Source organism: Myxococcus sp. CA056, from assembly GCF_013336715.1.
GTDB lineage: Bacteria > Myxococcota > Myxococcia > Myxococcales > Myxococcaceae > Myxococcus > Myxococcus llanfairpwllgwyngyllgogerychwyrndrobwllllantysiliogogogochensis.
In genome coordinates this window covers 447153-472201 of sequence record NZ_JABUMT010000003.1, presented here as the reverse complement: position 1 = coordinate 472201, position 25049 = coordinate 447153, and the positions used below count along the sequence as shown (strand labels likewise).

Here is a 25049-nt window from a genome sequence, read left to right as displayed (position 1 = left end):
GACCGACGGAGCCCGTGCTCGAGTCTCTGCGCGGGCCGCCGGGAACGTGCGCCCTAGCCATGCCGGGGGCGGTCGACGGCGTTCCTCCACCGCCCTATCACCCAGCGGACAAAGATGGCGCCCAGCGCCAGGGCTCCCGAGGCCATGACCGCGCGGATAGGCATGAAGATGAGGGCGATGGCGGCCTGGGCATCCTCGCCCACATGGCTCCAGACCCGAGTCTGTCCGGCGAGGAGCAGCACGGGCGCGCTGACGGCGCCGGTGAGAAGCCCCCAGGTCACCGGAGGAGTCCTGGGCACTCCGTAGGCAACGACGACACCCACGGTGACGAAGCAGACCAGCGGGACGGCGACATACGGGGCGAGCATGAACATGGCGCCCTGGTTCTGAGGACCGATGTCCGAGAAGAGGCGGGCCAGCTCCGCGCCCAGTGGATTGACGATGACGCTGAAGAGCGCGGCGGCGGCCAGTGCGAGCAGCGATTTCATGGGTCCCCCTTCTTCCTTCGGGCGACAGCCACCGTACCGGGCTCCCATGAATTCCGTTGGGAACTAATCGAGCATCAGTCAATCACTCCCTGTTATCGATGGCGCCGGGGAGGAGGGCGCTCGTGTGGCCACGGCTCCTGACGGAGCCGCCTGCCGTCAGTCGAGCAGCTGCATCAGGTCCGCGCGGGTGATGGCGCCGCCACCGGAGGCTCCACCCAGCGCGGACTCGAACAGCGCGCGCTTCTTGTCCTGGAGCGTGAGGATCTTCTCCTCCACCGTGCCCTGGGACACCAGCCGGTACACCATGACGGGGCGCTGCTGGCCGATGCGATGCGCGCGGTCCGCGGCCTGGTTCTCCACGGAGGGATTCCACCACGGGTCCACCAAGAACACGTGGTCCGCCGCCGTGAGATTCAAGCCCGTGGCGCCCGCCTTGAGCGAGATGAGCATCACCGGCGGACCCTTGGGGTCCTGGAAGGACTCCGCCACGGCGCCGCGATTGGACGTGCTTCCGTCCAGTCGGATGAAGCCGATGTCCGCTTCTTTCAGCGCCGGCTCGATGAGGTCCAGCATGGACGTCCACTGCGAGAAGACGAGCGCCTTGTGTCCGTCCTCCACCGCCGTGCCGAGCGCCTCCAGGAGCGCCTGGACCTTGGACGACGTCTTCGCGTGTTGCCCCGGGACGAGCGCGGGATGACACGCGGCCTGACGCAGCCGCAGCAGGGCCTCCAGCGCCTTGAGCACGCTGCCGCCCGCCTCCAACTGGGACACCACCTCCTCGCGGGTGGCGGAGTACACCGCGTCGTAGACGGCGCGCTCGTGCTCGCTGAGCGTGACGTGACGCACGGACTCCGTGCGCGGAGGAAGCTCCGGGGCCACGTCCCGCTTGAGCCTGCGCAGCACGAACGGACGGATGCGCGCGCGCAGTCGCTCGGCGGCGCCCTTGTGGTTGTCACCGACGGGACGGGCCCAGCGCTCCTCGAACTCCTTGCGCCCGCCGAGCAGTCCCTGGTTGGTGAAGTGCATCAGGCTCCAGAGCTCCTCGAGCCGGTTCTCGATGGGCGTGCCGCTGAGCGCCAGGCGGAAGGTCGCCTCCAGCCCGTACGCCGCGCGAGCCACCTGGCTGTCGGGATTCTTGATGGCCTGGGCCTCGTCGAGCACGACCATGTCCCACGTCTTCGCGCCGAGGACTTCCGCGTCCAGCCGCATCAGCGCGTAGGTGGTGAGCGTCACGTCGGCCGTCTCGTCCAGCGAGCGTCCGGGGCCGTGGTACACGGACACCTTCAACGAGGGACGGAAGCGCTTCACCTCCGCGTGCCAGTTGGGGAGCACGCTGGTGGGCGCGACGACGAGCGTGCCCTTGCCCACCATGCAGATGGTCTGCAGCGTCTTGCCCAGACCCATGTCGTCCGCGAGCACGCCGCCCAGGCCCGCCTGACGCAAGAACGTGAGCCAGCTCACGCCCTGGAGCTGGTAGGGCCGCAGCGTTGCGGTGAGGTCCGCCGGGAGCCTCGGGTCGGGGAGCTTCTCGAAGCCCTGCACCAAGGGCGCCAGCCGCTCCAGGCCGGGTGGGGACGGGTGCTCCAGCGCCTCGCACAGGTCCGTGAGCTGGGGGATGGCGTGGTTGGCGAGCCGTCCATCCGAGCCGCGCGCCGCCAAGAGGTCCGTCACGCGCTGGCCATGTGACTTCAGCCACGCGGTGGGAAGCGGCGCCCAGCCACCACCCTGCAGCGGCACCAGGCCGAGTCCTTCTTCCCACGCCTTCATCACCGCGCCCGCGTCCACCGTGCGCGGCGCATCCGGTCCCGCGCCCTCCACCTGGAAGTCGAACGAGAAGTCCACGCGTGGGGCACCCGCCTCGGTGGTCCCCGCCTTCACGTCGAGCATGGGGCGCAGCTTCACGTCGGGGCTGACGAAGCGCGCCGCATCTCCGGTGAGCCCACCCCGCCAGCGCCGCAGCTTGTCGGCGAGCTGCAAGGCCTCCTGGCCCTGCACCGTCACCCGGCGACCGGGGACCATGTTCAGCTCGTCGCGCAGGCCGTGGATGAGCTGCTGCTCCGCGGGCTCGTTGCGCACGGGCACCGCGCCGGTGAGGTACACCATGCGCCCGTTGTCGATGCGCACCGTGGGCGGTGAGCCGTACACGAGCGTGGGCAGCACGGAGAGCCCCGTGCCCAGCGGGTCCAGCTCCAGCGAGATTCGCGGCTTGAGCGTGCGGTCGATGCGCGGCAGCCGCTGGCTCTTCACGTCCACGGGCAGACGCCGCGCCATCTCCGGCAGCACCTTGCCGGTGAGGTCGCCCATCTGGTCGGGCGAGAAGACGCGCTCCTGGGGCAGGTTCTCCCATCGCGAGCCGGTGAGCGACTGCTCGCCCATGCGGAAGAGGATGCCACCGCCCACCGCCACGCCGGGGCTGACGACTTCGGTGGCGCGTGGGTCGCGGTCCACCTTCAGCACTGTCTGCTCGCCCCGGTCCTCCACGGTGACGCGAGGCAGGAGCAGCTCGCTGGATATCGAAACCAGGTTACCGTCGAAGAGCACCGTGCGCGCGGGCTCCAGCGCGCGCAGCAGCGCCTCCAGTCGCTCGGGTGGCAGGGCGCCGCGCGTGGGCTTCGCGAGCAGTGCGTCAGCGACGCGGTCGCACGGCTCCACCTGGATGCGAGCGGCCTCCACGGGGTTCGTCAGCAGCGAGGAGAGGCTGCGCGCCAGGAGTCGGGCCGTGTTGTCGGGCCGGACCACCAGGCGCTCGAGCTGGAGGCCCCCGTCCACGCGCTTGAAGCGGTACACCATCCGCTCCGGCTTGGGCGCTGTGCCGGGACGCGGGGCGGAGGGGGCTGTTGCGCGCGTGGGCGCGGAAACGGGTGGACGCGCGGGCGCGGCGGGGCGGGCTGGCGCGGCCTTCTGCGAGGAGTGATGGAGGAAGAGGGCGGCGGCGACCACATGCTCACAGGGGTCCACCTTCCCCTTGCAGTCGCACTCCCAGATTTCGTCCTCGGGATAGAGGACGGTCGTCACCGGCGCGGGACGGCCGGTGGCGCGCACGCGCAGCACCGTCTCCTCTTCACCGACGGATTGCACCGAGACGGCGCCAGCACGAGCGAGGCCCATGCCGGCGGACCAGGTCTCCTGGCGCGCTTCCTCCTGGATGGCTTCGAGCAGGTCGGCGGTCGCGGACATACGAGGACCGCCTCCCTAGCTCCGTTGGAGGACCCGGCGCAATGCTCGCCTGCGCCGGGCCTGTAGGCGCGTGGCTACGGGTAGGTGTCCAGGTACGCGCGGTGGCTGTTGGAGAACTCGAAGTTGGTGAACTTGTCCCAGTTGATGGACCAGGTCATCAGGCCCTTGAAGCCGGGGTAGCCCGCGGTGTTGCGCAGGACGTACGTGCCGCCGAAGGACTGGCCCTTGAGGAGGTAGTCGAGCGCCTTGTGTACGTTGGCCGGAGTGGTGTACCCGCCGCCCGCCGCCTGCGGGGAGGAGGGCAGGCCGATGAGAATCTGGTCGGGCCGGAGCGCGGGGAACATCGCGCTGGCGTTGCCGCCGACGGGGAAGCCTCGCAGGAGCATCTCCGCCATCGCCACATGGAAGTCCGGCGTGCTCTGCGCGTAGGCCCGGCCGTCGAGCGCGGTGACAGTCCCGGTGTTGTAGTGCTGCACGTGCAGGTACGTCAGCCTGTCGCGCAGCGCGTGGATGACGGGCAGGTACGCGCCCCAGGGGCCGCCGTATGCGGCCATGCCACCCTGCACATAGGCCGTCTCCGGCGCCATGGTCAGGATGAAGCCGGAGCCATTCTGGTTGAGCAACTGGCGCGTGGCCTGGATGAGGTTGGAGATGCGCGGCGTGGTGGGATTGCGGAAGTCGGTGTCGCCGCCATTGAGCGACAGCGAGCTGCCCTCCAGGTCCAGGTCGAACCCGTCGAAGCCATAGGTGTCGATGAGGCCCTGCATGGTGGTGACGAAGTTCTGCCGGGCGGCGGCGTCATCCAGGTGCACCGTGCCATTGGCTCCGCCGATGGAGATGAGCACCTTGCGTCCCTGGCTCTTGAGCAGGGCGACGTCCGCCTTGAAGTCCGCGACGCTGGAGTTATACGGCGTGAAGGCCATGTTGCCGGAGCCGGCGCCGCCCACGGGCTCGGCGAACGCGACCTGGATGACGTTGAACTTCGCGGAGATGTCGCGCAGCCGGATGTTCGTCGACCCGTTGTCGAAGTTGTGCCAGTAGCCGACCAGAATCTTGTTCCCCACCGGCTGCGTCCCCGTCGTCGTCGCGGAGATGCTGTTGCTCGCGGTGGAGCGGTTGCCCGCCGCATCGCGGGCCTTCACGGTGAAGGTGTACGTCGTGTTCGCGGCCAGCCCCGTCACCGTGACGCTGGTGGCCCCGGAGGTGGTGGCGGACGCGGACGCGCTTCCATTGACGAACACCTCGTAGCCGGTGACACCCACGTTGTCCGTGGACGCCCCCCAGGACAGCGACACGCTGCTGCTGCTCACGCTGGTGGAGGCGAGGTTGGCGGGAGTGGAGGGCGCCACCGTGTCGTTCGCCGGGCGGGGTGACGTCGTCACGCTGTGCGCGGTGCTCGCGGAGGAGCGGTTGCCTGCGGCATCACGGGCCTTCACGGTGAAGGTGTACGTGGTGTTCTCCGCGAGGCCCGTCACGGTGACGATGGTGGCACCGGACGTGGACGCGGACGCGGCGGCGCCGCCGTTGGTGAAGACCTCGTAACCGGTGACGCCCACGTTGTCCGTGGATGTGCCCCAGGACAGCGACACGCTGTCGAAGGTCTTCGCCGTGGACGTGAGCGAAGGTGGCGTGGAAGGGGCCTGGGTGTCGGGTGGTGGATTCCCCGTACGCTCCAGCCACAGGGCCAGGACGTTGGGGGGCTCCCAGCCCACGAGGGAGAAATGGGACTGACGGCAGTCGTAGGCCTTGCCTCCATAGGAGGCGATGTCGCCCACGGTGTACTGCGTATTGGGGGCCCAGGCCCCTCGGTCCGCCGCGAAGGCGGAAGCGGGAAGCAGGGTGCTGAGCAGGGTGACGAAGGCCACCAGGGCGATGAGTGCCGCCCGGGGGAGGTGTCCTGGAAGCTGCATGGCGTCTGCCTTTCGGCTGGGAGAGAACGAAGAGAGCGGACCGCCCCATTTTTCGGGTCAATCCCTTCTTTTCGTTCTCTTCCCTCACGCCGCGCGGGGCCTCGTGGTTATCCCTGAGGCGTGAGGGGCTTGCCGGCTTCCTGGAGGTGGTCCCGCATGCGCGCGTTGGCGTCCTTCTGCTCGGGTGTGGGCCCGGTGTCGAAGTCCGACAGCTCGTACACGCGGCGCAGCTCCAGTTCGACTTCGCCGCGCCCGTCGATGGAGGGCCAGCGCTTCAGCCACTCGATGGCTTCTTCCTTCGACCGCACGTCAATCATGGTGAAGCCCGCGATGAGTTCCTTCGTCTCCGCGAAGGGCCCGTCCAACACCCGGGGCTGCCCGCCCGAGAACTTCACGCGCGCACCCTGGGCGCTCGGATGGAGTCCCTCACCGGCGACGAGGATGCCGGCCTTCATCAGCTCCTCGTTGTATTTCCCCATCGCCGCGAGCAGTGCCGCGTCCGGCACCTCACCGGCCTCCGTGCTCGCGTCGGCCTTGCGCAGAATCAAGAATCGCATCGTCGTCGGTTCCCTCGTGGCGGGACGGTGGGGCTGTCGGGCCTTCCGTCTCGGGTGGTGCTGGAAGAACGAACGGACGTTGGTGAAATCGACACGCGCTGGCGCCCCTCGCTTCAGGGGAGGGATGCGCTCCTCGCCACCGGACCGGGCGAGCGACCGGCTCCATGATTTCTGGCGCCGCACGCCCCAATTTCCAGAGAAGGACGCGGGGCGGCCTGTCATTTCACGGGGTTGAAGGCGGCGCACAGAAAATTAAAAGGCCGTGTCGATCTCCCGCGAGCCTGTTCGACGAAGAAGTAGAGCCCGGGACAACGGGCACGAACGAACCTCGGGAACCCGAAGGAGTACGACATGCGATTCATGGTGCTGGTCAAGGCGACGAAGGACTCGGAAGCCGGAAAGATGCCGGACGAGAAGCTGCTGACCGCGATGGGGAAGTACAACGAGGAGCTGGTGAAGGCGGGGGTGCTGCTCGCGGGCGAGGGACTCCACCCCAGCGCCAGGGGTGCGCGGGTGCGCTTCTCTGGAACGAGCCGGACCGTGGTGGATGGCCCCTTCACGGAGACGAAGGAGCTGGTGGCCGGCTTCTGGCTGTTCCAGGTGAAGTCGAAGGAAGAGGCCATCGAGTGGGTGAAGCGCTGCCCGAACCCGATGTACGGCGAATCGGAGATTGAAATCCGCCAGGTCTTCGAGATGGAGGACTTCGGTGCCGAGCTCACGCCCGAGCTGCGTGCGCAGGATGCGCGTCTGCGTGAGCAGGCCGCGAAGAGCTAGGCACCCCGCACCGCTTCCCCACACCCCCGCTGGACACGCACGAGGCCCCACTTTGATGGGGGCTCATGCGAGACATTCTATTCCCCGGTGTGAATGGCATGGTCCGTGCCGCCGGGAAAGCCTGTCGCGAGAGCCCTCGGCTTGAGCGATGGATGTGTTTTAAATCATTGATGCCACTCCGTCAGGTCTTGTATGGCCATGGAGGGGAGACGTGTGTCTGGAGGGGTTCGCGTGCGTGTGTATTCCGCGGCGTGCTCATTCCCTCGCCGTGGCGTTCTCGAGGAATTCCTCTCGGCGCTGACGAGAGCGAACGCGCGCGGTGAGTGATTCATTTTCGCGGGTGCGTATTCCCGCGAGTCTGTTTGTTCCTGATTGCGTGTCGCATGTGGTGGGTTTGAGAGGCAATGTCAGACCCCTGATGCACAACGCACGTGGCTCATTCATCTCCATGCGGTTCTTGAATTGTGAGGGTTCAGAATGTCCCCGTCATTTCATCAGGGTTCCGGGTCGCGGACTCAGGTCCTGGAGCAGATTCGTCGTTGCGCGGCGAGTGTCACGCGGTATCCGCTCGACATCCTCACGGCGGAGGCCCAGCTCGAGGATGAGCTGGGTATCGACTCGGTGAAGCTCGCTGAGATTGCCGCGGTCGTCGCGCGGGAGTTCAACCTCGCGGCCGACCGGCTGCCGCGCGGAGCGAAGGCGCGCACGCTGGGCGCCATCTCCGAGCGCGTGGTGGAGTTGCTGGCGGAAGGGGCGCCCGCGTCGGTCGTCGCGCCGATTCCACCGGCAGCCACCGCTCCCGTCGCGGCGCCCGCTCCCGTCGCTGTCCCTCCTCGGGTGGTTTCCCCCGCGTCCATGGAGTCGTCGGACCTCGAGTCGCAGGTGCGGTCCGTGTTCGCGCGGGTGACGCGCTATCCGGTGGAGTTGTTGACCTTGGAGGCGGACCTGGAGGACGAGCTCGGCATCGACTCCGTCAAGCAGGCGGAGGTGCTGGCCGTGCTCGTCAAGGAGCTGGGGCTGGAGGTGGGCCCCAAGCCCTCCCAGCGACTGCGGACGCTCTCCGCCATCTGCGAGGCGATTCGTGCGTCGCGAGGGACGGTGACCGCTCCTCGTCACCCGGTAGAGGAGTCCGTGCGGGCCTCGCCGCCGCCTGTCGTGGCTCGGCTTCCGTTCGAGGGGAAGGTCGCGCTCATCACGGGCTCGGGCAAGGGCATTGGCAAGGTGGTCGCCATGCGGCTGGCCAGCGCGGGGGCGACGGTGGTCGTGAACTCGTTCCACTCCCGGGACGAAGGGGAGCGGACGGCCCAGGAGATTGTCGCGGCGGGGGGCAAGGCGCTGCACCTGTGGGGGTCCGTCGCGCAGGAGGAGCACCTGGAGCGGTTGTTCTCCTCCATCGAGGAGCGGCTCGGTGGATTGGACTTCCTGGTGTGCAACGCGTCCAACGGCCTGATTGGACCGTTCGACCGGATTGCGCCGCGCGACTGGGACAAGGCGTTCCGCACGTGCGTCACCGGCACCTACGAGTGCGCCATGCGGGCGCGTCCGCTGATGGCGCGGCGAGGAGGCGGGGCCATCGTCACGATGTCCACGTCCATGTCCCAGCGGTACATGCATGACCTGGGCTGCCAGGGCGTGGTGAAGGCGGGCGTCGAGTCCCTCACGCGCTACCTGGCCGCGGAGCTGGCGCCCGAGGGCATTCGCACCAACTGCGTGTCGGCGGGGCCGGTGCACGGTGAGCTGCTGGGAATGTTCCCCAACGCCCCTGGCCGCGTCTCGCGCTGGGAGGCGGCGACGCCCGGCGGGCAGCTCTGCACGGCGGACGACGTGGCCGACGTGACGGAGCTGTTGCTCGGACCGAAGACGCAGCGGGTGAACGGGGCCATCTGGGTGGTGGATGGCGGGCTCTCCGGCACGGTGGACGGCCTGTTGCCCGTCGGCCGGCAGCCCTCCAACGGACACGATGTACGGGCGCTGCTCGCCCTCGACTCCTGAACACCTTCGACGGGGAGAACGCCATGGGTTACTTCGCTGTCCCGTACGTCATCCACTTCGATGACACGATGGCCTACGGGAGCCATCACTTCCTCACCAACTTCAAGTTCCAGTGCGCGGGGCGCGAGCACCTGCTGTTCAGCCCGCACTTCTTCGAGGTGCCCGAGTTCCGTCGGGACTTCGACCGCGTGCTCCTGCTCACGTACGAGGGGTACTCGCGCAACCTCGCGCCCGCGAACCTGGGTGACAGGTTGGTGGTGCTGACCTCGTTCGAGGAGCGGGGCGAGGTGTCGGTCCGCTTCTGCTTCCGGACGTTGAAGCAGGACGGCACGCCCGTGGCCTGCGGCTACCAAACGGTGCTCTGCGCCGACAAGGAGACCGGAGCCCTGTGCCCGTTCCCCGAATCGTTTCGTCCGTGCTTCGAGTCGCTGGCTGGCATGTTCGAGCCCGCAGCGGCGATGAGCTTCCGTGAGCGCGCGCTCAAGGGAGGCTCCGCCACCGCGGAGCTGTTCTCGGAAGGCGTCCGGGGGCTGGCGAAGCAGTTGCTCGCGGACGCGGCCACGTTGGGGGCGGCCCGCCTGGTGGATATCGCGCCAGCAACTCCAGAAGGCCGGAAGGACGCGCCGACGTTGGGGCTCCTCGCTGGACCGGTCGCGATGGGTTCGGCCCGCTCCATGGACGTCGCGCTGGCGTCCCATGGGGCTGCTCCGACGGCTCGGACGGAAGTGCCGACGGCGGGGCTCCGCACTGGTCAGGCCGCGTCAGGCTCTGTCCGCCCGATGGACGTTGCGCTGGCGCCTCATGGGGCTGCTCCGGCGGCTCGGAAGGAAGCGCCGACGCTGGGGCTCCTCACTGGCTCGGCCGCGTCGGGCTCTGTCCGCTCGATGGACGTCGCACTGGCATCCGAGAGGTTCGCTACAGAGGGGCGGAAGGAAGTGCCGCCCTTGACGCTCCCCACGGGGGCCACCGCGTTCCTCTTCGCCGGGCAGGGCTCCTTCGAGCCTGGGTTGTTCGCTCGACTGAGGCTCTTGCAGCCGGAGCTGCGCGACGAACTCGCGGCGGTTGAGGAGGCGGCGAGGCGTCACGGGTTCGACGCGGGGCCCCTGCTCGCGGCGCGCGACGCGGACGAGGTGCGGCGTGCGCTGGAGAAATCGCCCCGGTTGGACCAGCTCGGCATCTTCCTGGCGGGGGTGCTCGGTGCCCGGTGGCTGATGCGCGAGGGGCGGAGCCCCGACATCTTCGTCGGGCACAGCTTCGGGGAGATTGCCGCGATGACCGCGGCCGGAGCGCTGGACCTGCGTGGGGGCGCGGAGGTGGTGTGTCTGCGCAGCCAGGCGCTCCAGATGGTGTCGGACGACCTGGGCACGCTCGCCGCTCTCGCGCTGGGAGAGGCGGAGACCGCGCGCGCCATCAGCGATTGTGGTGCGGCCGGGCTGGTCATCGCGGGACGCAACCACGCGAAGCAGACCGTCGTGGCGGGGGCTCGCGCGGAACTCGAGCGACTTCGGTCCTGGTTGGAGCAGCAGGGTCAGGGGTTCACCTTCGTCGTCAGTCGGTATCCGTTCCACCATCCAGGGCTACGGCTCGCGGCGGAGGCATTTCGCACCGCGCTCGCACGCGTCGCGATGAAGGCGCCCCGCGGGCCCATCTATTCGCCGATTGAGCGACGTGTGTATGCGGGCGCACCGGGCGAGCTGGCGGAGGCCCTCGCGTCACATCTGATGCATCCGTTCGACTTCCTGGGCGCGGTGGAGTGGTTGTCGCGCTCGGGCTGCACCCGCTTCCTGGACTGCGGAACGGAGGGGCGACTGGCGCGCATCGTTCAGCGCATCCTGCCCTCGGCATCCGTCACCGAGGTCAGCGCTATTTCCGGAATGCTGCCTTCCGAGGGGGCTCCCGTGGAGCAGGCAGGTGCTCGGGGTCAGGCGCTGATGCCTCTCTCGGAGGCTGCTGCCATGGGGCAAGCCCATGCAGGTGGAGAGGCGCGGATGCCTCCTTCGGAGGGGACTCCTGTGGAGCAGGCTGGTCGTCGTGGCGAGGCGCTGATGCCACCCTCGGGGGCTGCTCCCTCGGCGCAGACCCGTGCGCGAGGTGAGGCGCGGATGCCTCCCTCGGAGGTTGCTGCCATGGAACAGGCCCAAGGGCGCGGCGAGGCCGCAGGGGAAGACCCGGCGATTGCCATCGTCTCCCTCGGGTGTTTGTTCCCAGGCGGCGCGACGGACCCGGAGGCGTACTGGCGCAACATCCGGCAGGGCGTGAGTGGCATCGTCGATCCGGGCGCCAACGAGCCTTCCTTGATGACGGACTTCGTCGGACCCACGGGGACGCCGGACCGAGCCTACACACTGCTCACGGGCGCGGTTCGAGACGCTGACCTGGTGGCACCGCGAGGCATCGATTCGGTGCGCTTCCAGCGGTACGTCCGGGAACAGAAGCTCCTGGCCATCGCGCTCGCACAGGGGATGGTGGGGCTGGAGGAGTTCGCCGCGCGCTCACCCGCACGCATCCAGTGCCTGCTCGGCTCCACAGCGGAAGGGTCCTCCGAGTACGACGCGGCACTCAGCCTGGAAGCGGGCGAGTCCCTTCTCCGCGCGAAGGGGATGCTGGGGCCGGACCTCGCGTTGCTGGCGCAGGCGGCTCGCTCGGTGATGGGCGTGACGGCCCGGTCCTCCGAACTCGCGCCACATCCGACCCTCCAGACGGTGGTGACGGATGTGGTCGGGCGCGGAGTCTCCACGGTGTTGCTCGATGCCGCGTGCGCGTCATCGCTCTACGCCATCGCACTGGGGATGAAGTCGCTTCAGCAGGGGGATGCGGACCTCGTCCTCGCCGGTGGCGTCTTCTCGCCGGGACCCGGCAACAGCTGCCTCTTCTCCCAGTTCAATGGACTCTCCGCGACGGGGAGTCGCCCATTCGACGAGCGCGCGGATGGCGTCATCTTCGGCGAAGGCGCGGGCGTGGTGGGCCTGATGCGCCTGTCGGACGCGCTCTCGGCGGGACTCCAGGTCCGCGCCATCGTCCGGGGCACGGGGCTCTCCAGTGATGGTCGCAGCAGCTCCGCGAACGTCCCGCGCGTCGAGGGACAGGTGGCGGCGATGACCGCCTGCTACACGACGGCCGACATCGACCCCGCGACCATCCAGTACCTGGAGGCACACGGCACGGCCACGCCAGCGGGTGACGCCACCGAGCTGAAGTCGATTGCGCGCGTCTTCGGAGGCAAGCGCCAGGGCATCCAGCTCGCCAGCGTCAAGGCGCTGATTGGCCATGTGGGCTGGGCGGCGGGAGCGGCCTCGGTCATCAAGCTGTGCAAGGCGCTGGAACATCGACTCATCCCGAGGCAGGCGAACTTCGAGCGACCCGGCGCGGAGCTGCGCGCACTGGGCCCCGACTTCGAGGTGAGCCTGAGTGAGAAGCCCTGGCCGGAGAACGGAGCGCATCCGCGTCGCGCTGCCACGAATGGCTTCGGCTTCGGGGGAACGAACGCGCATCTGGTGCTCGAGGAGTACCGAAGCGGGCCCGTCGTCCCGAGATTCCCTGCACGTGCTGGCAAGCGGAGCGAGCTGGTGGTGGTGGCCGCCGAAGGCGTGTTCCCGGACTCGAACGGCGTGCCGCGAGTCGGCGTGCCATCCGAGGTAGGCACTCGCTTCAACGGAGAGGATTTCCATCTGCCGTCGTCGGTGCGGCTGTTGCCGGATATCTCCGAGGACATGGACCTGACGCAGGGGCTCGCGCTCACTGCGGCCAGCGCGCTCGTCCAGAAGCTGGAGGGCTTCGATGGGCTGCGCATGGGAACGGCCATCGTGCTGGGGCTCGAGGGGAAGACCCGCCGAGGGGTGGAGGCCATCCAGCGCGTGCTGGCCGCCTCCACGCGCCGCAAGCTGCGAGAGCGTGTCCTGCAGGCTCCCGGGCAGGCCGCGTTGCTACCGCTGGCGGAGCGCTTCCATGACGTGGTGACGGGAACGCTGCGTCCCTCGGGGCCCTACACGCTGCAAGGGATGATGGCGAACGTCACGCCGGGACGGGTGGCGGGTGCGCTGGACGTCAAGGGGCCCAACTTCGTGGTGGATGCCGGAGGCGCTTCATTGGCCGCCGCGTTGAAGGCCGCGCGTGGAGTGCTGGAGACGGGCTTCGAGCTGGTGCTCGTGGGCGGCGCGCACGTCCTTCGGCCTGGGGCTGTCGCCAGTGGGTCCCAGCCAGAGGAGGGCCTGACGTTGCTCGCGGTCACCACCGCCGAGAAGGCCGCCCAGCGAGGGCTCAAGGTGCTGTGCCGCCTCCGGATGTCGGAGGCCACGGACTCGCGAGAAGTAGCAGGCCAGTCGTTGCCACCGCATTCGGCACGAGAGGCCCTGGCGGTCCTGCGCGCCGTGCAGACGGCCGCGGAGGGACGCCCCACCACGCTGCGCTTCCATCCCGAAGCCGCGAGCGGTGCCCGCCTGGAGCTTCAGCTCCTTCCGGAAGCGTCCATCCACCCGGTGGAGCCCAAAGCCGAGGCGCATCTGTCCCTGGCACAACCGCCCCCGAAGCCTGGTGAGGTGGCGACTGACGAGTCGACGAGTGGTTTCGACCACAGCGCGCCGATTGGGTACTACACGCCAGTGCTCGTCGAGCAGCAGGTCCGGTCGACGCGGCCCGTGCGGCTCGAAGGGCGTCGGGTCCTCTTCATCGCTGGGGACGAAGCGCAGGCTCACGAGTTGGAGGCGCAGGCGCGCCGACTGTGTGGGCCGGAGTACTTCGTGCTCTTCGCGGGCGCCTCGGAAGCAACGGGGCGGGTTCGCGGCATCGACCTGACACGCGAAGAGACGGCAGACGCGGCACTGGAAGCGCTGGGTTTCTCGCCCCAGCTCATCCTCGCGGTCAGTCGAATCGAGCCGGACGCGAGCGAGGCCGAGGTGGTCTCCGACACGGCGCTGAGCCATGAGGCGCTGGAGTTGCTCTTCCTCGCGGCGCGGCGCTCCTACGAAGGACTCCTCGCCGGTGAGGTGGAACTCGCGAGCCTGTGCGTGGGAGGCGTGGGCCCTCGGCGTGTCCTGCACCCGGTGACGGGACTGTTCGCGGGAATGCTCAAGTCGATTGCTCGCGAGGTGCCGGCGCGAAACGTCCGGGCCATCGCCACCTCCCAGAGAACGTTGCCGGAAGCCCTGGCGCAGGCCCTGTCCGAACTGGTCTCGGACGCAGAGGGCGGTCCGTCGGTGGAGGTCTGCTTCGACGGCGTGACTCGATGTGTCCGGAGACTCCGTCCGTCGGCCACGCCCGCGAAGGGCGCTTCCACGCTCGATGCCAGCTCCGTGGTCCTGCTGACTGGCGGCGGGCGAGGTGTCACGGCGGTGCTCGCCGGAGCGCTCTTGAAGCGGTACGGATGCACGGTGGTGCTCCTGGGACGAAGCGACCCGGAGGCCGCTCCCGAGCGAGTGCTCCACGCCTTGGAGGAACAGCTCCCCGTCGTGGAGCGGGAGTTCTACGCCTCGGAGCTCGCGGCGAAGCCGGGCACGCGGATGCCTGAGCTGCGAGCGCGCTTCGAACGGCACCTCGCGGTCCGGGAGCTGCGCTCCACCCTGGTGGGCCTCGCGCGGCTGCCAGGCCGGATGGTCTACCGCGTCGCGGACGTCACGAGTCCCGGCGACGTCGCGCGGGTGATGGACGAACTCACGCGAGAGCACGGGCGTCTGGACTTGGTGGTCCATGGGGCGGGTACGCAGACGTCCAAGAAGCTGAACCGTCGGCGCCTCGCGGAGCTGCGGACGAACCTGGACACCAAGCTGCTCGGGCTCCGCAACCTGCACGCCGCCTGCGCGAGCCGCTTCGCGCGTCCCGTGCCGTTCCATGTCCTCACGTCCGCATTCAGCTTCATCGGCAATGACGGACAGGCGGACTACGGAGCGGCGAACGAGGCCCTGGACCGGCTGTGTGCCTGGTCCAGCGACGCCCATCCCGACGTGCCCTGGTGCAGCGTGGGGTGGCTGGCCTGGGATGGCATCGGAATGACCCGAGGCTCCGAGTACCGCGTGCTAGGCGCCAGCCGGAGGCTGCGTGGGATTCGCGCGGAGGAGGGCGAGGCACTGTTCCTCCAACTCCTCGAAGGCCCCCTGCGTGAGTCCATCCACGTGCAGCTCACAGAGAGCGAGCGTTCCTACTACGGCCTGGAGTTGCTGCCCGCGGAGCCCCTGCCGGCGACGGAGCCGTCCGCCGTGCTGAAGGACCTCATGGTCGATGCCGCGAGCGTGCCATGCCTGGAGGACCATCTGGTCCGAGGCACGCCCACGCTGCCCGGAGCCTGGGCGTTGGACTTGATGCTGCGGGCCGCGTTGGGAGACGGACGACCGGAGCTGCGCACCGTCACCATCGAGGATGTGAGGTTCTCCCGCTTCATCCGCGTGAAGCCCGGTGGACATCAGGCCCTGCGGGCCGAGTGCACCCAGCTCACCGACGAGCCCGGTCGTCACTGCGTGCGAGTGAAGCTGCTGGGCGACATCGTCCATGCCTCAGGCGTGGTGCTCGAACGAGACCTCGTCTTCGCGCAAGCCCGCTTCACACTGTCGGCCCAGCCGCCCCGAGGCACCCCGGGGCTCGATGCGGCGACACCCTCGGGGCGTGGGCTGTCCGCGGAGGATCCCCACTGCGCGCGGGGAGGGCCCATCGAGCTGTCGAAGATGTTCGACTGCCTGGAGGACATCCGCCTGGAGCGCTCGGCGCGCTTCGCGAGCGTGGGGCTGCCAGCGCGGCGAGAAGACGCGGGGACCGCTGTGCCCGCGCTCGTCCTGGACGCGGCGCTGCGCCTGAGCGCGATGCACGTGGATGGTGTGTCGAGCGCCGTCTTCGCGCCCATCCAGTTCGAACGAGCCACCTTCGACCGGGGACTGGTGGGCAAGACGGATGCACCGCTGCGACTGTCATTGAAGGCGCTGAGTCCCCGGCTGGACGGGGACATCCTCCAATGCGGCACCGTCGCGGCGGTCGACGAGGCGGGACGACTGCGAATGCTGCTCGAGGGCGGCCTCGCGCGTCCCATGGCTTGAACCCTCTCTCCATCGGGTGAACACAATGCACTCCACCGCACTTTCGACGGCGACCCTGCCCATCGATGACCCCAAGCCGCTTCGCGCGGAGCTTCGCCGGGTGATGCCTCCCGAGTCCTTCGAGCCTCAGCCCCACCGGGGCGTCATCGCACTGGCGCTGGTGCCGGTGATGATGGCCCTGATGGGGCTGTTGGGCTGGGGCGGCCTTCCCTGGTGGCTCTGTCTGCCGCTCTCGTTCCTGCTCGGGCAGATGGTCACCACCGTGGGGCTGGCCGCGCACGAGGCGCTGCACCACGCTGTCTTTCGCAGCCGGCGCTGGGAGGAGGTGCTCGGGTGGGCGGGCTTCAGCCCGTTCCTCGTCACGCCCGGCAACTGGCGCGCCTGGCACGTCCAGGCGCACCACAGCGCCGCGAACATCCACCAGAGGGATCCGGACATCCTCCCGCGTCAGCAGGACCTGGACACCCAGCGGTTCGCGCGCCTGTTCCACGCGATTTCACCGGGCTCGGGCACCTGGGTCAGCTACATCAGCTTCGGCCTGTTCTTCACCGCGCAGGGACAGGCGTTCCTGTGGCACCACATCAACCAGCCCCAGCTCCAGCACGTGCGCATGAATCGCACGAAGGAGCGGCTCCTCACAGTGCTCGTGACAGGGGGTTGGTTCGCGCTGGGCTGGGCCATGGGGCCGCGAGGGGCGCTGTTCGCGCTCGTCATTCCCCTCATCGTCGCCAACGTCACGCTGATGATCTACATCGCCACCAACCACTGGCTGCTGCCGGCGTCCGAGGACCGCGACAACCCCTTCGTGAACACCGCCAGCGTGGAGACGCACCCGGTGATGAACTGGGCCCATCTCAACTTCAGCTATCACCAGGAGCACCACATCTTCCCGGCCATGAGCCCGCGCTTCGCACCGCTGTTGCGTCAGCGACTGCGGGAACTCCATCCGGGAGCCTCCGCCGTCTTCCCCCACGTCCACGCCTTGCGCACCCTGTACTCGCGCCCGGCGCTCTATTCGCCCACCGAGGGGACGATGCTCGTGGGCAGGGACGGAACGCCCGCGGTGAGCACGGACGAGCTTCGAAGGCGGCTCGAAGCCCCCCGGGGTGTCGCGTCGTGAGCCGCGATACCCTGGTATCTCCGATACAATAGAATCGCGAGATACGATTTGCCGGTCCGGGAGTGGGGGGCGTTGACGGGCTTTGACTCGGGGCTGCCCTTTTCGCGCAACCAGACGGACAGCAGGACTCGATTGTTGGCGTCGGGGTCCTTGGACTCGCCGGAGCCCCTTGCCTGGGGCGCCCGGCGAGGTCGAGTTCACCATCCCTCGAAATCTGTCCACGACTCCGCCCCCCGCAGCCGGCATGGGAGGGCACTTGCCTGCCCGGTCGGGTGCTGGCCTGCTGGCATGCGAAAATCATCGCGAGGGAAGCGACGGCCCCGCGCTCCAGGCATCCGAGGGCCCAGCCTCCTCTGGCTCACACGTGGGAGATGCACCACATGGCAGGACTGTTCGACCCCCTGGAACTCCGTGAGAATGTCGTCGCGCGCAACCGAATCTGGCTCGCGCCGCTCACGAACCAGCAGAGCCACGCCGATGGCACGCTGTCGGATGCTGAACTCCACTTCCTGTCCCTGCGCGCGGACGGAGGCTTCGGGCTGGTGGAGACGTGCGCGGCGCATGTGGAGCAGGACGGCAAGGCATGGCCCGGCGAGCTGGGAGTTCACGACGATGCGATGTTGCCGGGCCTGCGCCGTCTGGCCGCGCGGATCCACCAAGGGGGCGCGCTCCTGTCCGCGCAGCTCTTCCACGGAGGACTGCGCGCGGACCCCGCCGTCAGCGGGCTGGAGCGCTGGAGCGCGAGCGCGCACACCGACGCGGCGGACCGGTGCCGGGAGGGAACCGAAGAGGACATCCAGGGCGCCATCCGTGCCTTCGCGAACGCGGCGAGCCGCTGCGCCCAGGCGGGCTTCGACGGCGTGGAACTCCACGGCGCGCATGGCTATCTGCTGTCGCAGTTCCTGAGCACCGTCTACAACCGACGTGAGGACCGCTGGGGCGGCTCTCTGGAGAATCGCTCGCGACTCATCCGCGAGACGGTGGCCGCCGTCCGGCGCGCGGTGCCCGAGCGCGTGCTCGCCGTCCGGCTGTCGCCCGAGGACTTCGGGCAGGCCAAGGGCCTGGACCTGGATGAGACGCTGGAGGTCGCGCGGATGCTCGCGGACGGCGGCATGGACGTCCTCCACCTGTCGCTCTGGCGCTCGGCGCTCAACACGAACAAGCGGCCTCAGGAGCACGCGACGGCGCTCTTCCGCGCGGCGGTGCCCTCGCGGGTGAAGATTGTCGTGGCGGGCGCCATCTGGACGAAGGAGGACGCCGAGGCGCAACTGGCGCTCGGCGCGGACGCAGTGGCCCTCGGCCGCTCCGCCATCGCCAACCACGACTGGCCCGAGCGCGTCCGGCGGGGCGATGCCATCCAACGCCCACCCTTCCCTGGAGCCGTGTTGCGTGCGGAGGGCGCGTCAGCGGGCTTCGTCGACTACCTGCGCGGCTGGAAGAACTTCGTCGTCCCCTGAGGGCGGCACCGTCCGGGAGCGCACGGGACGGGGCTCAGGAGGGGCCGGGTCACCTGGAACCCAGCACTTTTGTGGCCTTGTTACTTTAAATATGTGACGAGGACGTGCGTCTTAATGCGCGTCCGACACCTTGAGGGTGTGGGGCTCAACTTCTCACCACTTCTTTTCGGGACCCTCGTCATGAAAAGCCGCACCCAGATGATGCTGTGCTCTCTGTCCTTTGCGCTCGTTGCTTCTCCGGCCCTGGCTGGCGAGACCTTCCAGATGCAGGATGACTCCGCTCAGGAGGGTTACTCCGAGGAAGGTTATGCCAGCGAGGAGTCGGCGGCGGACGACTCTGGGGGCGGCAAGGGCTTCGCGCTGGGACTGAGCTTGGGGTACGGCGCGCCCTACGGCGAGCTGGGCTCGGTTCAAGCGGACGACGACGATACCAACAAGGTGAGTGACCTGGTCACGGGCGTCATCCCGATTCAGTTGGAGGCCGGTTACTTCTTCAACCCCAACGTATACCTGGGCGCGACCTTCCAGTACGGCATCGCGAGCTTCAATGACGAGAACGCCAATTGCGAGGACCAGGGCGCCGTCAGCGTGAGCTGCAGCGCGAGCCAGCTCCGCCTGGGCGTCAACGTGGCCTATCACTTCAATGTCACGCCCAAGATCGACCCCTGGGTGAGCGTGGGTGTCGGCTATGAGTTCCTCAACACGGCCGTCAAGGGCGAGCAGGATGGTGAGTCCATCACCGCCAAGCTCTCCGTGAAGGGCTTCGAGTTCGTCGCCGCCCAGGTGGGCCTTGACTACCGCATCTCCCCCAAGTTCTCGGTGGGTCCGTTCGCGACCGTGACCGCGGGCCAGTACTCCTCCACCTCGGTGTCCATTGACTCGAGCGTGGAAATCCCTGGCAGCGACGAGCTCGATGAGACCGAGGATTTTGAGACGAAGAAGATCCACGGCTTCATCTACGGCGGCGTCCGCGCGCAGTACCGCTTCTAGTCGTCAGGTGTGAGACGTCGGGCCGGGACTCACCGGCCCGACGTTCCCCTGTTCGGGACGCGGCCTCAGATGTACTCGTCGAGCCAGTCGAACATGCGGTGATTGGCGACGGCCTGAGCGCCCTCCTGGCAGTGCAACAGTCCGGTGTCCTCCTCCGTGAAGAGCAGGTAGTCCTTGGGGCACGTCAGCGCGTCGTAGAGCTGCTTCGCCTGTCCCCCCGAGTACGCCTCCGCGGTGCCGTCCATGACGAGCGTGCGGCAGCGGATGCGGTGGACCACGGGCTCGTTGTTGAACTCCCGCAGCTTGAAGAGCAGGTCCGACGGTGAGCTGGCGCCGTGCTTGGACATGGCGTCGCGCATGTACCAGCGGTACAGGAACACCTGCGACATGAGCTCGTAGAGGGCCGCGTCGAACGCCGCCGGGTCCGTGTCGAGCAGCTTCATGATTTCAGGGAAGTAGCCGTTGAACTGGTCGAACTGCGACTGGCCCCAGTTGAGGACGCCCGGGTTGGGGATGAGAATCTTGAGGCGCCGCTCGAACGCCGCCGCGCGTGGCACCAGCGCTCCGCCCATGCTCCAGCCCAGCAGCGCGAGCCTCCGGGAGTCCACGCCGGAGATGCGCACGGCGAAGTTGATGACGGGGGTGATGACCTTTTCCCAGTCGGGACGGAACGGCAGGTGTTGCTCCCGGATGGCCATGCCCTGTCCTGGCGCATGGACGATGAGGCAGTGGTAGCCCCGCTCCAGGGCGGCATCAATCACATACTTGGACTCCTCCGGCCACGCGTCGCGTCCCTGCTGGAAGATGAGCAGTGGCGCGGGCCCCCGCGTATGGGGGGCGCGGAAGAAGTAGCCGGGGAGGGTGGTGTTCTCGTAGGGAATCCGCACGGGAGTCGCCGGAATCCGCAGCAGCGTCAGCGCCTTGTCGTAGGCGTCCACGGACTTCCGCCCCGTGGCCAGCACGCTGGGGTGACCCGGCTCCGGGTGGTGAATCAGCGCGGCGCGGTAGTAATTGGCCGCGCGCAGGTAGGCGTGGCCCGCGCTTCGGGAGTGGTGGCGGGCGAGGCTCGCATCCCCCATGGCCCTCAGGCGGTCCGCCGTGCTCACCCACTCGGTGGGCCAGCTCCATTCGTCCTCGGGGTGGATGCGGCTCGCGGTGTCCAGCACCTCTCCGATATCCGCCTGGGCGCTGTACGTCGCGGCCAGGAAATGCAGGAGCTGGTTCTCCATGACGGGGTCCGACAGCAATCCCAGCTCATACCAGGGCCGCGAGGGCTCCTGGGCGCCGGGGGCCGGGGCCGCGCCGGGTGATGGTGCCGCGAGTGAGGATGGCGCGCGCATGAGCGCGAGACCTCCGGTGAGACCCAGGCTCGCGTGGAGCAGGGAACGGCGATTCAGGGTGAAACCCATGGTGTGCTGCCTCCTGATGAGGGATTGAAGGCTCGAACACCGCGGGTCTTTATTTCTGTCATCGCGGCCTTCAAATCACAGACACTGAGAGGGCCAGGCCTGCTGAAGACAGACGAAGGGCCGCGCGCCTGAAGCACGAGAGGGCAAGGCCGGGCGTCAGGTCTCGCGCGTGCCCGGCGAACCGCGGGCACACCGAGAGCCTCGTGCAGAAGCACGTACGAAACCGGGAAGGACACGGGGGTCCCGTGCCTTCCGAGGATGGGTCAATCGTCTGATTGAATCGTGCGATTGGTCCGCGTGATTGTCAAGGGGACTGGCGCTTCGCGCGGGCCGGGCTCACTTCCATGCGCCCGAGGCCGCGGCCTGCGCGGCGTAGGTCTCGAAGGACTTGGGCGCGTGGCCGGTGACGGCGCGCACGGTGTCGGTGGGCGTGGCGTCGCCTCTCTTGAGCAGGGCGCCATACGCCTTGATTTCGCCCTGGATGGCCTCGTCGGGTCGGCCCAGGGCCCGCTGCTCGGAGAGATAGGTGTCGGCGTCTCCGGCGAAGCACACCTGTCGTCCGGCGGCGCGGCCGATGATGGCCGAGGCTTCGCCGAAGCTCAGCGCGCGAGGTCCGCTCACGTCGTAGCTCTGGCCTTCGTGGCCGTCCTTCGTCAGCGCCACGGCCACCACGGCGGCGATGTCGTCGGCGTCGACGAAGGCCTGCTTCGTCTCCCCGACGGGGAGGGTGATGCGTCCGGCGAGGACCGCGGGCTTGAAGAAGCCCTCGTCGAAGTTCTGGTTGAACCAGTCCGGGCGGACGAGGGTCCAGTCCACGCCCGCGCCGCGCACCAGGCGCTCGGCGGACATGAGGCGCTCGTCTCCCATGATTTCGATGCCCTGACTCGACAGCAGGACGATGCGGCGGATGCCCTTGGACACTGCCAGGGACACGAAGGCGGGGTCGATGGGTTGCTCGTGTGGCGCCATGAGGTACATGCGCGACGCCGGGCCCACGGCCTGTTCCCAGGTGCCGGGGTCCTTCCAGTCGAAGCGCACGTCCGCGTGTCTCGACGCGGCCCTTACCGAGTGACCTTGTGATTGGAGGAGCCGGGTGACGCGTCGTCCGGTGGTCCCGCTCGCGCCCAGGATGAGGATGCTCGAAGTGGTCATGGCGCGACGCAAACACGCGCACCTCACCCGGCTGGGGAAAATGCTCGGCGTCCGTGCGGATACTCAACACGTCCCGAGCATTCCCGGCGCCGGAGTGTTCGCTGTCCGTCGTCGCGCCAGCCTCACGCAAGTGCCCGGAGGCTGGCGCCAGGCGTCAACTACGGCGTGGTGAACTGTTTCAGCCAGTCCAGGTTGGTCCGCAGCGACCAGGGCGCGGAGCCGGTGCGCCAGGTCGAGTCGAGGAACAGCCCGGTGCAGCCTCCCGAGCGCATGTAGCAGTGGTCCGCGTTGAGGTCGCCGAGCTGGATGTCCTTGATGATGTACCAGCCGCTGTTGTTGCTCGCGAAGCAGGACGTCGCCAGGGGGCAGGACTGGCCCGTCGTCTCCGTGTTTTGAGAGCGGACGGAGGACTCGGTGGGGCCGACGAAGATGTCCTGCTCGCCGTTCACGATGCGCAGGCGGCTGCTCGGCAACGCCCGGTTGCCATTGGCCACGCAGGAGCGCAGGTTGTAGATGGAGTATTGGACGCCGGCGCCCAGTCCGTACGCGGCCTGGACTCGCGAGTCATGGTTCTTGGCGAGGATGGCCATGATGGAGCCCTGGCTGAAGCCCGCCACGACGATGCCCTTGGAGCAGTCCGCCTTGGCGCGGGCACACAGCGTGCCGACGGCGCTGGTGGCCCGGCTCCCGTCATAGATGCACTTGGAGCGGGTGGTCATCGACGAGCAGGTGCCGAACGTCGCGTTGTCGTACTCCACGGTGGCGGCGACATAGCCGCGCGACGCCATCTCCTCCACGGCGGCCAGCGCCGAGGAGTGCTCGTACGGCTCCGTGGTGCCCACCGTGTAGATGAACACCGGGTACTTGCCCGAGGCCGACGGCTCCTGGCCGCGCAGGTTGTACGTGGAACTGCAGAGCGACGTGCCGCCGCCCCGGTATGTCGCCGTGAAGCTGCTCAGGGACTGCGCTCCTGCGGTGGTCGTCCAGGCCAGGGTCAGGAGCAATCCGAGACGGAAGGTCAGCTCTCTCTGATTCATGACTTCTCCTCGTGGGTGACGTGGGACTTCATGCCCGGGGCATGAGGCACCCGGACCGACGTGAGCCGACGCTGCATTCACAGGCGGCCCCGTTCTCACGATTAAGACTCCGAGGATGTCTTCTCGTCTATCTGATTTTTCGTACTGTTAGGTTTTTCCTCGTTTTGTTCCGCGACGCGAAACATGGTTGTCATTGTTTCGCGGGGCGGAATGTCATTCGAGGTGTTCAAGCTCCAAGGGGGCAGGGCCCACGGCGATGGCGAGGAACTCCGGGAGGCTGTCGAACTCCCAGGACAGGGTGGTTCCGCACCGCGGACAGAAGGGGAAGGTGGCGCGGCCGCCGTTGGCACTCCAGGCAGTGACACAGGGAAGGCGCGATGGGCGGGGAGTCATGATAGACGCGGCGCCCCATGTCTCCTGTGCTCTTGTCTTTGTCGTTGTTTTTCACCCTGGGGCAGGCTCCCGAATCACCCCCGGCGGAGCGGCCGTTCCAGGCGCGACTCTCCTTTCTCGCGGGTGACGAGGATGTCGACACCGCGGGCTCGTCCGCCCTGTGGAACGCGGCGCTGGACGCACACACTCCCGAGCTGACCTCGGGTCTGCGCGCCGAGGCGGCGCTGTCGTTCTTCCTCTCGTCGAGTGGTGCCAGTCGGGGGGCCACCTTCGTGGACAATGGCAGTGCCTTCCGCCTGCGCTACCGGCCTTCCAGTTGGGCCGCCGATGAAGGCCTGGCGCTGGGGGTCTATCCGCTGAGCTCCATCCGGCTGTACCTGGGCTCGACGTACCCCGTGACGTGGGGGCGGGAGGCCTTCCCGCGCCGCCCGGGGAACGAGCCGGCGCTGGAGCTGCGGCTCGCGCGGCGGCAGTGGGGCGTGTTCGCGGCGCTCAAATCCGCGGTCGTCAACGAGGTGCTGGGGGACTCGGGGCGCTACTACGCGCTGCTCGCGGGTGGCTTCGTGGACGTGTCGCCCCAACTCCAGTTGGAGCTGAAGGGCATGTCCTGGAACCAGGGGGAGAATCCGACCGCCGCGGCGAGCGGGGCGGAGCTTCCCATGACCATGAGGGGAGCCTCACTTCGGGCCTTGTGGCACCACGGCGAGCCCATCGGGAGCAACGTGGACCTGTCGCTCTATCGAGGCGACCCTGTCTTCTTTGAACGGTTCTTCACGGCCGGGACGTATTCCGCCGGGTTCGCCGCGTCGGTCTCCCTGGAAGGCAGCCTGGTGTCGCAGGACCTCCTGGATCCGGAGGTGTGGCCGGCTCAGCGGCGTCGTACCCAGAGCGCCAGCGCCGCGGCCCTGGAGGTTCGGGTGCGGCACGACTTCCTGCGGGTGTACGGACTGGCCTACTACCGGACTCCGAGCTTCATTCAACTGGACGCTCCGTGGGTCTTCCCGAACGAGGCCTTTCGTCGCTCCGCGGAGCCCCGGGCGGAAGTCTCGGGTTCGCTGGGCGCCGACTACCACCTCAAGCGCTGGGGCCTGACGCCAGGATTCCTTGCCCGGCTCACGCTGCCCGCGGTGCTCAATGCAGGGGGACTCCTGGGGCCGAGCCAGTCCAATCACCTGCTGCTCCGAGGGCCCCATCAGATAAGCGTCCTCCCGGCAGGCGAGGACCGGATGACGGTGCTGACGTTGAAGGCCACGACCCGGTGGGACCTGGGCTCGCTGGCGGGCGTCGTCGCGGAGGTCTCCTACGCGAATGACCCGAACAAGGTGGAATTCGTCGACGACGAGAACGGCGTGGCGGTGCCTGTCTTCAAGGATGCGAGCACCTTCGGAGCGACGGTGATGCTCCAGGCTCGTTACTGAGCGAGGCGAGTGTTTGCGCGGTGTTCTGGAAATCCAGACGAGATGAACACCGCGCTCTCGGGTCGCGAGAAATACTTTCCTGGTGATTGATACATGTGACTGGGTGGGTGTTTCACTCGGGTTCCGTGGCCCTGGATGTGTGCCTCATGGTCCTCTGTG

At 68.3% G+C, this 25049-nt stretch carries 15 protein-coding genes; 7 read left to right on the top strand and 8 right to left on the bottom strand.

The window, feature by feature from the left end; all coding sequences use genetic code 11:
* Positions 1-53: 53 nt before the first annotated feature.
* From HUA76_RS16385 to HUA76_RS16370, 4 genes are all read right to left on the bottom strand, one after another.
* The gene (locus HUA76_RS16385; protein ID WP_174461407.1) at positions 54-488 is read right to left on the bottom strand and encodes a hypothetical protein; all 435 of its coding nucleotides are present in this window, start codon (positions 486-488) and stop codon (positions 54-56) included.
* Between the two features lie 156 nt (positions 489-644).
* The gene (locus HUA76_RS16380) at positions 645-3665 is read right to left on the bottom strand and encodes a DEAD/DEAH box helicase (protein WP_174453251.1); all 3021 of its coding nucleotides are present in this window, start codon (positions 3663-3665) and stop codon (positions 645-647) included.
* Between the two features lie 74 nt (positions 3666-3739).
* Complete coding sequence (locus HUA76_RS16375) at positions 3740-5575, bottom strand: fibronectin type III domain-containing protein (protein WP_174461406.1); 1836 nt, start codon at positions 5573-5575, stop codon at positions 3740-3742.
* Positions 5576-5682: 107 nt separating this feature from the next.
* Positions 5683-6132: a YciI family protein gene (locus HUA76_RS16370; protein WP_174461405.1), complete on the bottom strand. Its 450-nt coding sequence runs from the start codon at positions 6130-6132 to the stop codon at positions 5683-5685.
* 351 nt (positions 6133-6483) lie between these two features.
* On the opposite strand from HUA76_RS16370, the gene HUA76_RS16365 reads away from it, so the two are divergent.
* From HUA76_RS16365 to HUA76_RS16345, 4 genes are all read left to right on the top strand, one after another.
* Positions 6484-6906: a YciI family protein gene (locus tag HUA76_RS16365; RefSeq protein WP_174453254.1), complete on the top strand. Its 423-nt coding sequence runs from the start codon at positions 6484-6486 to the stop codon at positions 6904-6906.
* A gap of 477 nt (positions 6907-7383) precedes the next feature.
* On the top strand, positions 7384-8898 hold the full coding sequence (locus HUA76_RS16360; RefSeq protein ID WP_174461404.1) for an SDR family NAD(P)-dependent oxidoreductase: 1515 nt from the start codon (positions 7384-7386) through the stop codon (positions 8896-8898).
* A 23-nt stretch (positions 8899-8921) separates the two neighbouring features.
* Positions 8922-15914, top strand: a complete 6993-nt coding sequence (locus tag HUA76_RS16350; protein ID WP_254614259.1) for a type I polyketide synthase — start codon at positions 8922-8924, stop codon at positions 15912-15914.
* 25 nt (positions 15915-15939) lie between these two features.
* On the top strand, positions 15940-17034 hold the full coding sequence (locus tag HUA76_RS16345; RefSeq protein ID WP_174453256.1) for a fatty acid desaturase: 1095 nt from the start codon (positions 15940-15942) through the stop codon (positions 17032-17034).
* On the opposite strand, the gene HUA76_RS46450 is transcribed toward HUA76_RS16345, so the two are convergent.
* Positions 16926-17156 (bottom strand): DUF6766 family protein, encoded by a 231-nt coding sequence (locus HUA76_RS46450; RefSeq protein WP_371745509.1) that lies wholly within the window; start codon positions 17154-17156, stop codon positions 16926-16928. The genes HUA76_RS16345 and HUA76_RS46450 overlap by 109 nt on opposite strands.
* A gap of 258 nt (positions 17157-17414) precedes the next feature.
* On the opposite strand from HUA76_RS46450, the gene HUA76_RS16340 reads away from it, so the two are divergent.
* On the top strand, positions 17415-18491 hold the full coding sequence (locus HUA76_RS16340) for an NADH:flavin oxidoreductase (RefSeq protein ID WP_141641031.1): 1077 nt from the start codon (positions 17415-17417) through the stop codon (positions 18489-18491).
* Positions 18492-18671: 180 nt separating this feature from the next.
* Positions 18672-19481 (top strand): outer membrane beta-barrel protein, encoded by an 810-nt coding sequence (locus HUA76_RS16335; protein WP_174461403.1) that lies wholly within the window; start codon positions 18672-18674, stop codon positions 19479-19481.
* A gap of 65 nt (positions 19482-19546) precedes the next feature.
* Here the strand turns inward: HUA76_RS16335 and HUA76_RS16330 are convergent, their stop codons facing one another.
* From HUA76_RS16330 to HUA76_RS16320, 3 genes are all read right to left on the bottom strand, one after another.
* Positions 19547-20890 (bottom strand): S9 family peptidase, encoded by a 1344-nt coding sequence (locus HUA76_RS16330; protein WP_174461402.1) that lies wholly within the window; start codon positions 20888-20890, stop codon positions 19547-19549.
* A gap of 336 nt (positions 20891-21226) precedes the next feature.
* Positions 21227-22042, bottom strand: a complete 816-nt coding sequence (locus HUA76_RS16325; RefSeq protein ID WP_174461401.1) for an NAD(P)H-binding protein — start codon at positions 22040-22042, stop codon at positions 21227-21229.
* A gap of 158 nt (positions 22043-22200) precedes the next feature.
* Positions 22201-23079, bottom strand: a complete 879-nt coding sequence (locus HUA76_RS16320) for a S9 family peptidase (RefSeq protein ID WP_174461400.1) — start codon at positions 23077-23079, stop codon at positions 22201-22203.
* 410 nt (positions 23080-23489) lie between these two features.
* Between HUA76_RS16320 and HUA76_RS16315 the strand changes: the two genes are divergently transcribed.
* The gene (locus tag HUA76_RS16315) at positions 23490-24890 is read left to right on the top strand and encodes a hypothetical protein (RefSeq protein ID WP_174461399.1); all 1401 of its coding nucleotides are present in this window, start codon (positions 23490-23492) and stop codon (positions 24888-24890) included.
* Positions 24891-25049: the final 159 nt, after the last annotated feature.

What these genes read in the sequence shown, in the direction of transcription:
- HUA76_RS16385 (WP_174461407.1), bottom strand. Translation starts at nt 488, where the DNA reads ATGAAATCGCTGCTCGCACTGGCCGCCGCCGCGCTCTTCAGCGTCATC.
- HUA76_RS16380 (WP_174453251.1), bottom strand. Translation starts at nt 3,665, where the DNA reads ATGTCCGCGACCGCCGACCTGCTCGAAGCCATCCAGGAGGAAGCGCGC.
- HUA76_RS16375 (WP_174461406.1), bottom strand. Translation starts at nt 5,575, where the DNA reads ATGCAGCTTCCAGGACACCTCCCCCGGGCGGCACTCATCGCCCTGGTG.
- HUA76_RS16370 (WP_174461405.1), bottom strand. Translation starts at nt 6,132, where the DNA reads ATGCGATTCTTGATTCTGCGCAAGGCCGACGCGAGCACGGAGGCCGGT.
- HUA76_RS16365 (WP_174453254.1), top strand. Translation starts at nt 6,484, where the DNA reads ATGCGATTCATGGTGCTGGTCAAGGCGACGAAGGACTCGGAAGCCGGA.
- HUA76_RS16360 (WP_174461404.1), top strand. Translation starts at nt 7,384, where the DNA reads ATGTCCCCGTCATTTCATCAGGGTTCCGGGTCGCGGACTCAGGTCCTG.
- HUA76_RS16350 (WP_254614259.1), top strand. Translation starts at nt 8,922, where the DNA reads ATGGGTTACTTCGCTGTCCCGTACGTCATCCACTTCGATGACACGATG.
- HUA76_RS16345 (WP_174453256.1), top strand. Translation starts at nt 15,940, where the DNA reads ATGCACTCCACCGCACTTTCGACGGCGACCCTGCCCATCGATGACCCC.
- HUA76_RS16340 (WP_141641031.1), top strand. Translation starts at nt 17,415, where the DNA reads ATGGCAGGACTGTTCGACCCCCTGGAACTCCGTGAGAATGTCGTCGCG.
- HUA76_RS16335 (WP_174461403.1), top strand. Translation starts at nt 18,672, where the DNA reads ATGAAAAGCCGCACCCAGATGATGCTGTGCTCTCTGTCCTTTGCGCTC.
- HUA76_RS16330 (WP_174461402.1), bottom strand. Translation starts at nt 20,890, where the DNA reads ATGGGTTTCACCCTGAATCGCCGTTCCCTGCTCCACGCGAGCCTGGGT.
- HUA76_RS16325 (WP_174461401.1), bottom strand. Translation starts at nt 22,042, where the DNA reads ATGACCACTTCGAGCATCCTCATCCTGGGCGCGAGCGGGACCACCGGA.
- HUA76_RS16320 (WP_174461400.1), bottom strand. Translation starts at nt 23,079, where the DNA reads ATGAATCAGAGAGAGCTGACCTTCCGTCTCGGATTGCTCCTGACCCTG.
- HUA76_RS16315 (WP_174461399.1), top strand. Translation starts at nt 23,490, where the DNA reads ATGTCTCCTGTGCTCTTGTCTTTGTCGTTGTTTTTCACCCTGGGGCAG.